Source organism: Micromonospora sp. NPDC051543 (assembly GCF_044454415.1).
Classification (GTDB): Bacteria; Actinomycetota; Actinomycetes; order Mycobacteriales; family Micromonosporaceae; genus Micromonospora.
In genome coordinates this window covers 455,863-468,316 of record NZ_JBITDT010000002.1, presented here as the reverse complement: position 1 = coordinate 468,316, position 12,454 = coordinate 455,863, and the positions used below count along the sequence as shown (strand labels likewise).

The following is a 12,454-nucleotide window of genomic DNA, read 5'->3' as shown; positions in this document are numbered from 1 at the left end:
CGGTTTTCTTCATAGGGTTACCCCCGGACAGCCGACACGAGCTGGGGGTCGATGTGGAGCTTCAACCGGGCCGCGAGGCCGTCGTCCGGGTCGCCGTGGCGACGCTGTGGTCAGCTCCCGAGGCGGTCCGGACGGTCGACGGTCCCGCACTCACGGCCGGCGTCGACATCCCGACCTGGGTCTCCGGCCTGGACACCGACCAGCAGGTCGGCGACTGCGTGTTGAGCCAACTCCTGCTCGGCGAGCGGGTGCTGATCGACGAGCTGCGCCCGGACGGCTGGGCCCGGGTCGTCGCCGTCGAGCAGCCGGCCGCCAAGCTCGATCCCCGCGGCTACCCGGGCTGGCTCCCCGCCGACCAGCTGAGCCCCACCGATCCCACCGTCAGCGGCGACCCGCTCGTCGTGGAAGCGACCGTCACCGGGCTGCACGCCACCCCGGACGGGCCGGTCGTGCTGCCGGGAGTCGTCGTGGGCACCCGTCTCGTCCCGGCCGGTCCCGCCCGCGACGGCTGGCGGTCGGTCCACGTTCCGGGCCGGGCCGGGCCGCTCTGGCTGCCCGACGGGCACCTCGTCCCGCCGCCGAGCGGGCCGGCCAGCGCCGCCGACGCGCTCGCCGTGGCCCAGCGACTGCTGGACGTGGCCTACATCTGGGGCGGGCTGTCGGCGTACGGTATCGACTGCTCGGGCCTGGTCCACCTGGCCTGGCGCCGGTTCGGGGTGCTCCTGCCCCGCGACGCCGACGACCAGGCCGTGGCGACGACCCCCCTCGACCTGGGCGCGGAGCGCCCCGGCGACCTCTACTTCTTCGCCCGTCCCGGCCGGAAGATCCACCACATCGGCATCGTCACCGCCGTCGCCGACGGCTCGACCGACCGGCGGATGCTGCACGCCTGCTACCGACGGCGGCGGGTGATCGAGGAGCCCCTACCGGCGGACCGGACGGCCACCCTGGTGGGCGTGCACCGGGTCTGACCGGCCGGCCCGTCGCGGTGCCGGCCTCAGCGCCGGGCCGCGGCCAACTCGCGACGCCGATCCCGGGCGGACTTGACCAGGCTGGCGACGGTGGCGATGCCCAGCGTGCCGATGATGACCAGCAGGGACAGCCAGATCGGGATGTGCGGCGCCCACCCGACGTGCTCCCCGCCGTTGATGAACGGCAGGTTGTTGTCGGCCAGCGCCTCCAACACGAGTTTGACGCCGATGAAGCCCAGGACGACGGCCAGTCCGTAGCTCAGGTAGATCAACCGGTCGAGCAGGCCGCCGAGCAGGAAGTAGAGCTGACGCAGACCCATCAGCGCGAACACGTTCGCGGTGAAGACCAGGTACGGCTCCTGCGTGATGCCGAAGATCGCCGGAATCGAGTCCAGCGCGAAGATCAGGTCGGTGGTACCGATCGCGATCATCACGATCAGCATCGGCGTGAACAGCCGTCGCCCGTTCTCGTGGGTGGTCAGCTTCGCGTCGTCGTAGCCCTTGGAGATCGGCAGCGCCCGGCGGCTCCACCGGATCAGGAGGTTCTCGGAGAACTCGTCCTCGTCCGGCTCACCCTGGCGGGCCAGGTTGATCGCCGTGTAGATGAGGAACGCGCCGAAGATGTAGAAGACCCAGGAGAACTGCGAGATCAACGCCGCTCCGGCGGCGATGAACCCGCCACGCATCACCAGCGCCAGCACGATGCCGATGAGCAGCACCTTCTGCTGGTACTGCCGGGGCACCCCGAACCGGGCCATGATGATGACGAAGACGAACAGGTTGTCCACCGAGAGGCTGTACTCGGTGAGCCAACCGGTGTAGAACTGCCCCGCCGCGCTGGCCCCGGAGGCCAGCCAGACACCGGCGCCGAAGAGCAGGGCGAGGCCGACGTAGAAGGCGACCCAGAGGCTCGACTCGCGCACGCTCGGCTCGTGCGGGCGTCGACCGATGATCAGCAGATCGACGAGCAGCACCGCAGACAGTGCGACGAGCGTTGCCGCCCACACCAATCCGGACACGTCCAACGTTCATTCCTCCGGCAGACACGCGGCGTCGGGCACACCGTACGCCCCTGTCGGGGCCGGCGTGCCGCTGTCGCTCACTCTGGTGACTGTCGGAGGTCTCTTCCGCCACCGACCCACGAACGGGACGGCGACCGACGAAGCCGGGTCGGTCGCCGAGAATCCGGCGATCGTCCGTGCTGACGACTTCGTCGCGGGGGAATACTCCCCTCCTCGGGGACCATTGTTGCCCACCACGCGCCGTGATCACACCTGGGGCGTGTGGTGCCGATCACACGCCCTCTTGGGCGTCCTAGGAGGCTAGCGTGTCTGGTGCGCTGATCGGGTCGGTGAACGACCAGCCGGACGCCAGCAGGTCGTCGCAGACCCGCACGGCCCGCGCCAGCCGCTCGGCGTGCGATCCGGTCAACTCCACGACCGGCACCCCCGACGCGGCCAACTCGTCGCGGAACCGGTCGGTCATCCAGGCCCGCAGATGCTCACCGTCGCGCAACCCGTCGTCGGCGAACGGCACGCCCCGATGGTCGGTCAGCAGGTACCGCGCCGGCCGGCGCGCCGCCGCCCGCACCTGCGGCGACGCGCTACCCAGGTAGCGCTCCTCCCAGACCGCGGTGGCCCGCGCGTCGGTGTCGCAGAACAGCAACGGCCCCGACGATCGGGCCGCCGCGTCCTCGGCCGCCTGCTGCTCGCGGACGACCTCGCGAAAGTCGTCGCGGTCCCAGACGACGTCGAAGATCGTCGCCTCGGGCGAGCGCTCCCGCAGCCGGGCCAGCTTGCGGGCCGTCAACTCCCGGCCGTACTCGGGAACCCAGAGCGTGCCGTAGTGCGCGGCGAGCGCCTCGGCCATCGTGGTGGTGCCCGTCGACTCGGCGCCGACCACCACCACCCGCCGCACGAGAGCGGCCCGCACCGGCGGGCTCAGCCACCGCCAGTGACCCGCCGGGTCCGCGCGGACCGCCGTCCCGGAGACCGGCAGGGTCCGCCGATCCGGATCGACCGACACGGGTACGGCCCCGAAGCGGCGGGCCAACTCCGTTCCGTACGCCTCGGAGGAGAAGACGGCGTCCACCTGCTCCGGTCCGACCGCCTCGCGGAACACCGCGCAGTGCGCGTCCCAGACCGCCGGGTCGTCGTAGTCCACCGGATGGTCGTCGTACCGACCGACGAACCGGACCCACGGTGTGTCCGCGTGCGCCTCGCGCAGCCAGTCCAGCCGGGCCGCCAGCGGGATGGACTCCCGGCGTGACGGCGCCACCACCACCGTGACGGTGGCGCAGCGGGCGGCCGCCGCCGCGATCAGGGCATGGTGCCCGGCGTGCGGCGGATAGAACTTCCCCACCACCATCCCGTGCCCGAACTCGGGGCGCCGCGCCCGCGCCATCTCGCTCACGCGGTCACCGGGTCCGGGCCGGGCGGCGCCGGGGCGGCCCGGTCGAGTCGGCGCTCATCGGCCCGCCAGGCCCGCAACCCGACCACGCACAGCGCGAGGAAGACCAGGTACAGCACGGCCGTCAGGTGCAGCCCCTTGTAGGCGTACAGCGGGATGTAGATCAGGTCGGCCGCGATCCAGAGCCACCAGCTCTCCACCCGCTTGCGGGTCTGCCCGTACGTCGCCAGCAGGGACAGCGCCGTCGTCAGCGCGTCCGGCAGCGGCACCGTCGAGTCGGTGACCCGGTCCAGCAGGACCCAGAGCCCGCCGGTGAGCAGCACACCCGCGACCGCCAGCCCCACCCACTCCCGCCGGCCGGTCCGGCTCACCGTCAGCCGGGTCCGGCGTTCGCCGCCGAACAACCAGTGCCACCAGCCGTAACAGCCGAGCGCCACGTACACGACCTGGAGCCCGGCGTCGGCGTACAGCCCGGCCGTCCAGAACAGCAGCATGAGCAGCAGCACGTTGGCGATGCCGATCGGCCAGTTGGCGATGCGCTGCCGGGCCACCAGCCACACGTTGAGCACTCCGGTGGCGAACCCCAGCAGCTCCGCCCAGGTCGTGCCGACGCCTCCGACCCGGAACGCGGTACCGGTAAGCCAGTCGATGATCATGCCGGGTTACCTTAGGGCGTGTGTCGACGGCGGAACAGACCCCGCGGCACCCGCACGACCCCGGGCCGTGGGAGGCTTTCCGACATGGTGCTTGAGGTCGCGCTGATCGACGTACTGCCCGGACACGAGGACGCGTTCGCCGCCGCGTACGCCGAGGGTCACCCGGTGCTGGCCAGGACGCCCGGCTGCCGCTCGGTGCGGATGACCCGGGGCATCGAGTCGCCCACCCGGTTCGTGCTGCTCGTCGAATGGGACTCGGTCGAGGCGCACGAGAAGAACTTCCGGGACACCGACCGGTTCGCGCAGTGGCGCGCGCTCATCGGGCCGCACTTCGCCGGGCCGCCGCTGGTCGAGCACTTCCTCGACGTACCGGCCTGAGTGGACCTGTCGTACCCCGGCGTTACCGTGCCTCCCGCACGCGCGGGTCGCCGGTCCCGACGGGCTCGGGGGCGCCGGGCCCGGTGGCCGCGCGGGGGAGTCCTACTGCCCGACGCGGCGGGCCAGGACGGTGACCGACTCCTCCGGTGACAGTGCCGCCGCCAACAGCGCCTCGGTCATCCGCTCGTACCTGTCGACGTCGAGCACGGTCGCCAGGCGCACGTCGGTGGTCAACGCCTCCAGCATCACCGTCCGCGGGTCCGCCGGGTCGGAAAAGGCATACCAGGAGTACGGCGTGAGCGGGTGCAGCCCGCCACCGGCCAGCCCGCGTGGCAGCAACCGCACCGTCACGTGCGCCAGTCCGGTCACCGCCACCAGGTGCCGCAGCTGCTCCCGCCAGACGTCGACCGGCAGGTCGCCCTGGTCGCACACCGCCTCGGCGAGCACCGCCGTGTAGCGCGGCGGGTCGGCCCGGCGCAGCACCTCCTGCCGCAGCGCCCGGGCCCGCACCTCGGCCTCCACGTCGACCTCGGGCGTGAGCAGGACACCGGCGGCGACCCGCGAGCGCGCGTACGCCGCCGTCTGGAGCAGCCCCGGCACGAGCGCCGGCTGGTACTCGACGATGTCGGCCGCGCCCGCCTCCAGCTCGGCGTACACGCGCTGCCGTTCACTCATCTCGCCGAGCGCCTTCCACCAGCCGCGACTGGTGGCCGCGTCGCGCGCGATGACGATCAACGCGTCCCGGACCGGGCCGGGCACCTGGTAGACGTCGAGCAGATCCAGCACGTCGGCGAGATCCGGACGGCTCTGCCCCAGCTCGATGCGGGACAGCTTCGACGTCGAGGCCCAGCCCAACCGGTCGCAGACCTGTTCCAGGGTCAGCGCCTCGCGCCGGCGTAGCTGACGCAGCTCCGCGCCGAGGCGCGCGCGTCGAATGACAGGACTTGTTGGCAACGGCATCCCCGCCTCCCCATCGAGGGAGCGTACGCAGGACGATCACCCAGTGCAATAGCACGGTGGCGCACCGCAACTGAAGCGATCGCGCCAGGCAGGGGAATCCGATGCCGTCGAAGCCTCCCTTCCCTGCTCAGGGCTCAGGGCCGGCACTCGGCTCAGGGCCGGTAGGTGCCGAACGACCACTGGATACCGGCGAGGTCACGGGCGGCGTAGTCGCGGGACCCGTAGTCGGTGTCGAACGGTTCCCGGGTGATGTCCGCTCCGGCGGCACGCGCGCGGGCGCAGTGGGCGTCGACGTCGGGCACGGCCACGTAGACGGACCAGTCGTCCTCGGCCGGCGGAGGGGCCGCACCCACGCGAGGACCCAGCATGACCATGCCGGTGTCGAGGACGAGCTGAGCGTGCGCGACGGTGCCGTCCGACGCCTCGTGCACGGCGTGCACCCGAAAGCCGAACGCCGAACAGAGCCAGTCGATCGCGGCACGGGGATCGGGATAACGAAGGATCGGATAGACGGTTCGCATACCGGCAAGTCTCCGACCTGACGCCCGTTCCCGATTGGACGAATGGGACCTGGGCAGTCCGACCTGCGCGGGATCGACGCGCGGAGGATGCCCGCGCTCACGGGTTGCCGGAAACCGCGCCGTCGGCACGGCCGGAACGCCCCGACTTCCCCGTACGCGAGTCGCTCAAGAAGCGCCACGATCTCGCGTCAGACAGCGCAGCGGGCGGCGAGGAGCGCCGCCGGCGTGGCACCGGCGAACTGGTGGAAGTCCCGGATGAGGTGCGACTGGTCGTAGTAGCCACACCGGACCGCCACCTCGGCCCAGTCCACGGGTCGCCCCGAGCCGGGGTGGGGGCGGGCCGTGGCGTCGACACCCCGCAGCACCGCATGGGCGCGCTGGAAGCGCAGCAACCGGGCGGCGGTCTTCGGTGGCAGACCGATCTCCGCCCGGAACCGGGCCGCCAGGTGTCGTCGGCTCCAGCCGAGCTGGGTGGCGAGTGCGCCGACGCCATCGCGCCCACCGCTCGCCATGAGCGACCGCCAGGCCCAGACGAGGCGGGCGTCGACGGGCGGGGTCAGCGCCAGACGATCGGCGAGCGCGGCGTCGAGGAGCGCGAAGCGCTGCGGCCAGCCTCCGGCGTCGGCGAGCCGGCCCCGCAGCCGGTCGAGCCAGCCGCCCGGAAGCTGATCAAGACCCACAGCCCTGTTGGTCAGCTCGACCAGCGGCAGCCCGAGGACGCGCCGGGCGGTCAGCGGCGTCAGCAGCAGCTCGACGCCCTCCCCCACGCCCGAGGTGCGGGTCATGCACCAGCCGTCGAAGGTGCCGGCCACGAACGAGTCCACCCGCTCGACCCCGCGCTCGACACTGCGCGGATCGGTCACGTCCAGCGGCGCGCCCCAACCCAGGATCAGCACCACGAAGACGCCGGCCGCCTCCCGGCGGACCAGCGGCACGTCCGCACGTTCCCGATAGCCGATGTACCGGTCGACGAACGGACGCAACCGCGTCTCGGGCAGCCCGACGACCATCTCGTCGTCCATCGGTGTCATCGCACCCCGACCGCCCTTCTGGCAACCCACCAGCCGTGCCCATCCGCGGGCACGGTCGCGCAGACGCGGACCCCGTCCCGCAACGGCCGCTTCGCCCGTGGCCGAGACATCCGTGCGGCGGGTGGAACGACCGTGCCGTGAGCGGGCTAGCCCGCCGTCACTTGACCCCGGCGGCGTCCATCCCGCGTAGCTCCTTCTTCAGGTCGGCGACCTCGTCGCGGATCCGCGCCGCCAGCTCGAACTGCAGCTCGCGGGCGGCGGCCAGCATCTGGTCGTTGAGCTCCTGGATGAGCTGGGCGAGGTCGGCGCGGGCCATCCCCTCCCGTGACGTGGTGGCGGCGGTCGACCGGCTGCGACTGCGCGTCTCCTTGACCGGCGCCTTACCCCGGGAGAGCTGGCGGACCGCACCGCCGACCCGGGAGTTCTCGGTGTCCTCCGCCTCGCGGTAGATGTCGTCCAGGATGTCGTGGATCTTCTTGCGCAGCGGCTCCGGACTGATGCCGTGGGCCTCGTTGTGCGCGATCTGCTTGGCGCGACGCCGGTCGGTCTCGTCGATCGCCGCCGCCATCGAGGGCGTGATCTTGTCGGCGTACATGTGCACCTGGCCCGAGACGTTACGGGCGGCCCGCCCGATGGTCTGGATCAGGGACCGGCCACTGCGCAGGAAGCCCTCCTTGTCGGCGTCGAGGATCGCCACCAGTGACACCTCGGGCAGGTCGAGGCCCTCACGGAGCAGGTTGATGCCGACCAGCACGTCGTACTCGCCCTTGCGCAGCTCACGCAGCAACTCGACCCGGCGCAGCGTGTCGACCTCGGAGTGCAGGTAACGCACCCGGACGCCGTTCTCCAGCAGGTAGTCCGACAGGTCCTCGGCCATTTTCTTGGTCAGCGTCGTGACGAGCACCCGCTCGTCACGGTCGGTCCGCAGCTTGATCTCGTGCATGAGGTCGTCGATCTGGCCCTTGGTCGGCTTGATCACGACCTCCGGATCGACCAGACCGGTGGGGCGGATGACCTGCTCGACGAACTCGCCCTGGGACTGCTCCAACTCCCACGTGCCCGGGGTCGCGGAGAGGCAGACCATCTGGCCGACCCGCTCCAGGAACTCGTCGAACCGCAGCGGCCGGTTGTCGGCCGCGCTGGGCAGCCGGAAGCCGTGGTCGATGAGCATCCGCTTACGGGAGGCGTCCCCCTCGTACATGCTGCCGATCTGCGGGATCGTCACGTGCGACTCGTCGACCACCGTGAGGAAGTCGTCCGGGAAGTAGTCGAGCAGGGCGTGCGGCGGGCTGCCGGGCAGCCGCCCGTCCATGTGCATCGAGTAGTTCTCGATGCCGGAGCAGAAACCCACCTGCCGCATCATCTCGATGTCGTAGGTGGTGCGCATCCGCAGCCGCTGCGCCTCCAGCAGCTTGCCCTGGCGCTCCAGCTCGGCGAGGCGCTCGGCCAGCTCCGCCTCGATGTCGCGGATGGCCCGCTCCATCCGCTCCGGGCCGGCCGCGTAGTGCGTCGCCGGGAAGATCACCAACTGATCGACCTCACGGACCACGTCACCGGTCAACGGGTTGAGGTAGTAGAGCTTCTCCACCTCGTCGCCGAACAGCTCGATGCGGATCGCCAGCTCCTCGTACGCCGGGATGATCTCCAACGTGTCACCGCGGACCCGGAACGTGCCCCGCTGGAAGGCCATGTCGTTGCGGGTGTACTGGATGTCGACCAGCCGGCGCAGCAACTGGTCACGGTCGAGATCCTGCCCGACCTCGACCCGGACCGCCCGGTTGAGGTATTCCTCCGGGGTGCCCAGGCCGTAGATCGCCGAGACGGTCGCCACCACGATCACGTCGCGGCGGGTGAGCAGCGACATCGTCGCCGAGTGCCGCAGCCGCTCGACCTCCTCGTTGATCGAGGAGTCCTTCTCGATGTAGGTGTCGGTCTGCGGGATGTACGCCTCGGGCTGGTAATAGTCGTAGTACGACACGAAGTACTCGACCGCGTTGTGCGGCATCAGCTCGCTGAACTCCTTGGCGAGCTGCGCGCAGAGCGTCTTGTTCGGGGCGAGCACCAGGGTCGGACGCTGCAGCCGCTCGATGAGCCACGCGGTGGTGGCGCTCTTGCCGGTGCCGGTCGCGCCGAGGAGCACCGAGGTCCGGTCGCCGCGCCGCACCCGACGCTCAAGATCGTCGATAGCGGTCGGCTGGTCGCCGGCCGGCTGGTATTCGCTGACGACCTGGAAGCGGCCGTCGAGCCGAGGAATGTCGAGCGCCATGACACCAACGGTACGCCGCAGGTCCGACATCTTCGGCCGTCGCGCAGGGTACGTGATCGGCTTCAATATTCCCATTGTGTGGCGCATGTCACCGGGACTACCCTCTTCGTGTAGGCCGCTCGCGGCGGCCGACCGGGCCGGTGGCCAGGCCGTCATTCCGGCCGGCCGCCCCCGGCACAGCGGTCGCAGCACCCGGCTCGTCCGGCGTGCGCACCCGTGTGGTCGCGCTCACGGCGCAGACCGGCCGCCGCGAGCGCCCCTGCTCCGCACTCCGGGCTCGTCACCCGATGCCGTCCCGCCCGTTTCACATCCGTGGACACCTCTGGAGCCCCGGCGCCCTCCCCCGACACCACCCGGACCGGCACCGCGGACCGCAGGGCCCGGCACGGCGTCAGGGACGGCCGGCCCAGCCGTGCCGAGGTCAGGGACCAGAGCACCCCCGTCGGCGATACCGGCCGCCGCGGCGTCGGGTCGGCCCGGGCCAGCCGACGCCGCCGTACGCTGCTGCTCCTGCTCGCCCTGACCGCCGTGACGTCGGCGGCGGCGCTGGTGCTCGGGCTGCTGAGTTGGGCGCCCGACCCGCCCGCGCCGGCCCGGCCGCTGACCGTCGCCGAGGCCGAGCGGCTGGCCGCCATGCGGGTCACCAACCTGCGGGACCTACGCGCCGGTGTGCGCGTCACCGCCGGCGAGGGCGCCGCCCGTACCGAGCTGGTGGGCTGGGTGGACTGGTCGCGTTCCCTGCTCTATCTGGACGTCGGCGGGCCGGGGGCGGGCGCCGACCGGGGCCTGGTGCAGAGCGCCGGTCCGGTCCTGGTGGTCCGGCCGGACCCGACGGCCGTGCCCACCCCGGCCGCGCCTCCCCTGGTGCCGCCGACGGACCGCTGGCGGCTGCGTCACCTGACACCCGGCACGCGCCTGGCGTCGGTCCTCGACCTGCTCCTCGGCCTCGCCGCCGACCGCCCGGACCCGATCCCGACCGCCGGTGACGCGCGCTGGATCGCCCAGGAGGTGGTCGCGGCCGGGACGCTGGACGTACTCCAGGGGTCGCTGGCCGCCGCGACGCCCACCGCCGCCAGCACCACGGCACAGGCCAGCACCGCCGCGCAGGCCAGCACCGAGGCAGCCGCCAGCACGGGGGCCGGCACGCCGGCGGCCGGCCGCGACGCGGCCCGGTACTGGCTCGACCGGGACGGCCGACTGCACAAGCTGGTGACACGTCTGCCCGGTGTCGGGCCGCTCACGGTGCTCCTCGATCGGATCGACCGTCCCACGCTGCATCCGGTGGACGCGCTCGGCGGTCGACCCGGCCTGCCCCGGGCGCTCACGGAGGCCGAGCAGCGGCGGTGGAACGCGCTGCCGGCCCGGCTGCGCGGCCAGGGCGGCGCCACGCTGACGCTGGTCGCGCCGGTGGACGTCGAGGTCAACCTGCGGGGCGCCGGTTGGTTGGGCTGGTCCGCCCGTACCGCCTACGTGGCGGTCGCCGACCTGGGCGTACCCGATCGCCGGACCCTCCTGCACCGCGACGCCGCCGGCCTGTCCCGTACGGACGTGCCGGCCGACGCCGGTGGTGGTGGCACGGCCGAGACGCCCGGGCGGCCGCCGTTCCCGGTCCCCGCCGGCACCTGGCGGACCACCCGGTCCGCCCGCGACGACCTGGACCTGCTGGTCGACGCGGCGGTGGCCGCCGCCGACCCGGCGGCCCGGCGTGGCACCCCCGTGCGCGTCCGTGAGGACCTCGCCGACGGGCGGACGGTGGACGTCGTGGAGTTTCGCGGAGGCGCCGCGCGGCTGCGCTACTGGATCGACCGGGACGGGTTGCTGCGCCGGGTGGAGCTGCTCACCGGCCCCGGCGCGTGGGCACAGCTGGACCTCTCCCCCGCCGTGGTGCCCCGCCTCCCGCCGCCACCGCGCGCCGCCGGTCGACCGCGCGGAACACGCTGACCGGGGGTCAGGGCCGCCAGTCGGTCTGCGCGGCCCACCGCTCGGCCCGCAGGTACTCCTCGTCGAACCAGGGGTCGCGGGCCGTGCCGGAATCGGCGACGTGCGGCGCCGCGTCCACCAGATCGCGCTTGAGCAGCAGGTACGCCGCCCGTCGATCCGGGTCGGCGCGCAGGTGGTCCCGCGTCAGCAGCGCGTACCGCCAGCCGGGCGAGTCCGCCGCCCGGACGTGCAGCCGCACCGGTCGACCCGGGTCGGCGCTGCCGTGCAGCCGCTTCTCCCACCGCCCCCGGCCGGCCGGACGCGGATCGTCCCACCAGTGCCCCGGGACCCGGGGGAACCCCGCGCCCGCCAGCCGCTCGGCCAGCGGCCCGTCGGCGTCCGCGAGGCTGGGCACGGCGAGCTGCACGTCGATGACGTCGTCGGCGGCCAGCCCGGGCACCGCCGTCGCGCCGATGTGGTCGATCCGCAGATCCGCAGGGGCCACCGCGTGGCGGATCCGGGCGGCCAACCGCGCGTACTGCTCGGGCCAGCTCGCGTCGGCCTGCGCCGCGTCGTCGCGCGTGATCGGCGGCGCGACCCGCCGCTGCCGCAGATTGTGCTCGTAGGGTCGCAGCCGCTGCCGCCACAGCGTGTCCACGGCGTCGTGCAGCGCCGCCAGACTGCCGTCGTTGGTCAGCACCACGTCGGCGACCGCCCGCCGGCGATCGTCGTCGGCCTGCGCGGCGATCCGCCGCTCGGCCTCCGCGCGGGCCATCCCCCGGTCGCGCGTCAGTCGCTCCAGTCGGGTCGGCACGGCCGTCTGCACCACGACCACCAGGTGGTACGTCGGCGCGAGCCCCACCTCCACCAGCAGCGGCACGTCGTTGACGACGATCGCGTCCGGTGCCGCCGCCGCGACCAGCTCGGCGGTACGCGCCCGTACCCGGGGGTGGGTGATCGCCTCCAGCCGGCGGCGGGCGGCCTCGTCGGAGAAGACCAGCGCGCCCAGCGCGGCACGGTCCAGCGCGCCGTCGGCGTCCAGCACGTCAGCGGAGAAGGTGGCGACGATCTCCGCGAGGCCTTCGGTGCCCGGCGCGACGACCTCCCGGGCGACCTGGTCGGCATCGACGAGCACCGCGCCCAACTCCACCAATCGCGCGGCCACCGCGCTCTTGCCCGACCCGATCCCACCGGTCAAACCCACCCTCAGCACCAGGACAGTCAACCGGATCACGGGCCACCGGCCAAACAGGTCCACCCCGGGGATCCCGCGGGCTGTCCGGTCCTGACCTGTCACGCACGTCCTTTGCTCTGCTTCAGCCCAGGAGACACCTGCCGTCCG

The 12,454-nt window shown here is 72.7% G+C and carries 11 protein-coding genes; 3 read left to right on the top strand and 8 right to left on the bottom strand.

The features are described 5' to 3' along the window. Positions 1 to 53 precede the first annotated feature (53 nt). Positions 54 to 971 (top strand): NlpC/P60 family protein, encoded by a 918-nt coding sequence (locus ACIA3K_RS05210; RefSeq protein ID WP_396799285.1) that lies wholly within the window; start codon positions 54 to 56, stop codon positions 969 to 971. Positions 972 to 997: 26 nt separating this feature from the next. On the opposite strand, the gene ACIA3K_RS05205 is transcribed toward ACIA3K_RS05210, so the two are convergent. From ACIA3K_RS05205 to pnuC, 3 genes are all read right to left on the bottom strand, one after another. Further along, positions 998 to 1,996, bottom strand: coding sequence for a TerC family protein (locus tag ACIA3K_RS05205; RefSeq protein WP_396799284.1), 999 nt, complete (start codon positions 1,994 to 1,996; stop codon positions 998 to 1,000). A gap of 289 nt (positions 1,997 to 2,285) precedes the next feature. Continuing rightward, complete coding sequence (locus tag ACIA3K_RS05200; protein WP_396799371.1) at positions 2,286 to 3,374, bottom strand: AAA family ATPase; 1,089 nt, start codon at positions 3,372 to 3,374, stop codon at positions 2,286 to 2,288. 5 nt (positions 3,375 to 3,379) lie between these two features. Continuing rightward, positions 3,380 to 4,036, bottom strand: coding sequence for a nicotinamide riboside transporter PnuC (pnuC, locus tag ACIA3K_RS05195; protein WP_396799283.1), 657 nt, complete (start codon positions 4,034 to 4,036; stop codon positions 3,380 to 3,382). A gap of 84 nt (positions 4,037 to 4,120) precedes the next feature. On the opposite strand from pnuC, the gene ACIA3K_RS05190 reads away from it, so the two are divergent. Further along, positions 4,121 to 4,414 (top strand): antibiotic biosynthesis monooxygenase family protein, encoded by a 294-nt coding sequence (locus ACIA3K_RS05190; protein ID WP_396799282.1) that lies wholly within the window; start codon positions 4,121 to 4,123, stop codon positions 4,412 to 4,414. 102 nt (positions 4,415 to 4,516) lie between these two features. On the opposite strand, the gene ACIA3K_RS05185 is transcribed toward ACIA3K_RS05190, so the two are convergent. The 4 genes from ACIA3K_RS05185 to uvrB form a co-directional block, all read right to left on the bottom strand. After that, the gene (locus tag ACIA3K_RS05185) at positions 4,517 to 5,374 is read right to left on the bottom strand and encodes a helix-turn-helix domain-containing protein (protein WP_396799281.1); all 858 of its coding nucleotides are present in this window, start codon (positions 5,372 to 5,374) and stop codon (positions 4,517 to 4,519) included. 152 nt (positions 5,375 to 5,526) lie between these two features. Then, positions 5,527 to 5,895: a VOC family protein gene (locus ACIA3K_RS05180; protein WP_396799280.1), complete on the bottom strand. Its 369-nt coding sequence runs from the start codon at positions 5,893 to 5,895 to the stop codon at positions 5,527 to 5,529. 188 nt (positions 5,896 to 6,083) lie between these two features. Continuing rightward, entirely contained in the window at positions 6,084 to 6,917 is an 834-nt protein-coding gene (locus tag ACIA3K_RS05175; protein ID WP_396799279.1) for a helix-turn-helix domain-containing protein, read from the bottom strand. A 166-nt stretch (positions 6,918 to 7,083) separates the two neighbouring features. Beyond that, the gene (uvrB, locus tag ACIA3K_RS05170; protein WP_396799278.1) at positions 7,084 to 9,192 is read right to left on the bottom strand and encodes an excinuclease ABC subunit UvrB; all 2,109 of its coding nucleotides are present in this window, start codon (positions 9,190 to 9,192) and stop codon (positions 7,084 to 7,086) included. 312 nt (positions 9,193 to 9,504) lie between these two features. Here uvrB and ACIA3K_RS05165 point away from each other — a divergent pair, with 312 nt between their 5' ends. Beyond that, positions 9,505 to 11,133 (top strand): hypothetical protein, encoded by a 1,629-nt coding sequence (locus ACIA3K_RS05165; protein ID WP_396799277.1) that lies wholly within the window; start codon positions 9,505 to 9,507, stop codon positions 11,131 to 11,133. A 7-nt stretch (positions 11,134 to 11,140) separates the two neighbouring features. On the opposite strand, the gene coaE is transcribed toward ACIA3K_RS05165, so the two are convergent. After that, positions 11,141 to 12,325, bottom strand: a complete 1,185-nt coding sequence (coaE, locus tag ACIA3K_RS05160) for a dephospho-CoA kinase (RefSeq protein WP_396799276.1) — start codon at positions 12,323 to 12,325, stop codon at positions 11,141 to 11,143. Between the last annotated feature and the right edge of the window lie 129 nt (positions 12,326 to 12,454).

What these genes read in the sequence shown, in the direction of transcription:
- ACIA3K_RS05185 (WP_396799281.1), bottom strand. Translation starts at nt 5,374, where the DNA reads ATGCCGTTGCCAACAAGTCCTGTCATTCGACGCGCGCGCCTCGGCGCG.
- uvrB (WP_396799278.1), bottom strand. Translation starts at nt 9,192, where the DNA reads ATGGCGCTCGACATTCCTCGGCTCGACGGCCGCTTCCAGGTCGTCAGC.
- ACIA3K_RS05180 (WP_396799280.1), bottom strand. Translation starts at nt 5,895, where the DNA reads ATGCGAACCGTCTATCCGATCCTTCGTTATCCCGATCCCCGTGCCGCG.
- ACIA3K_RS05200 (WP_396799371.1), bottom strand. Translation starts at nt 3,374, where the DNA reads ATGGCGCGGGCGCGGCGCCCCGAGTTCGGGCACGGGATGGTGGTGGGG.
- pnuC (WP_396799283.1), bottom strand. Translation starts at nt 4,036, where the DNA reads ATGATCATCGACTGGCTTACCGGTACCGCGTTCCGGGTCGGAGGCGTC.
- ACIA3K_RS05190 (WP_396799282.1), top strand. Translation starts at nt 4,121, where the DNA reads ATGGTGCTTGAGGTCGCGCTGATCGACGTACTGCCCGGACACGAGGAC.
- ACIA3K_RS05175 (WP_396799279.1), bottom strand. Translation starts at nt 6,917, where the DNA reads ATGGACGACGAGATGGTCGTCGGGCTGCCCGAGACGCGGTTGCGTCCG.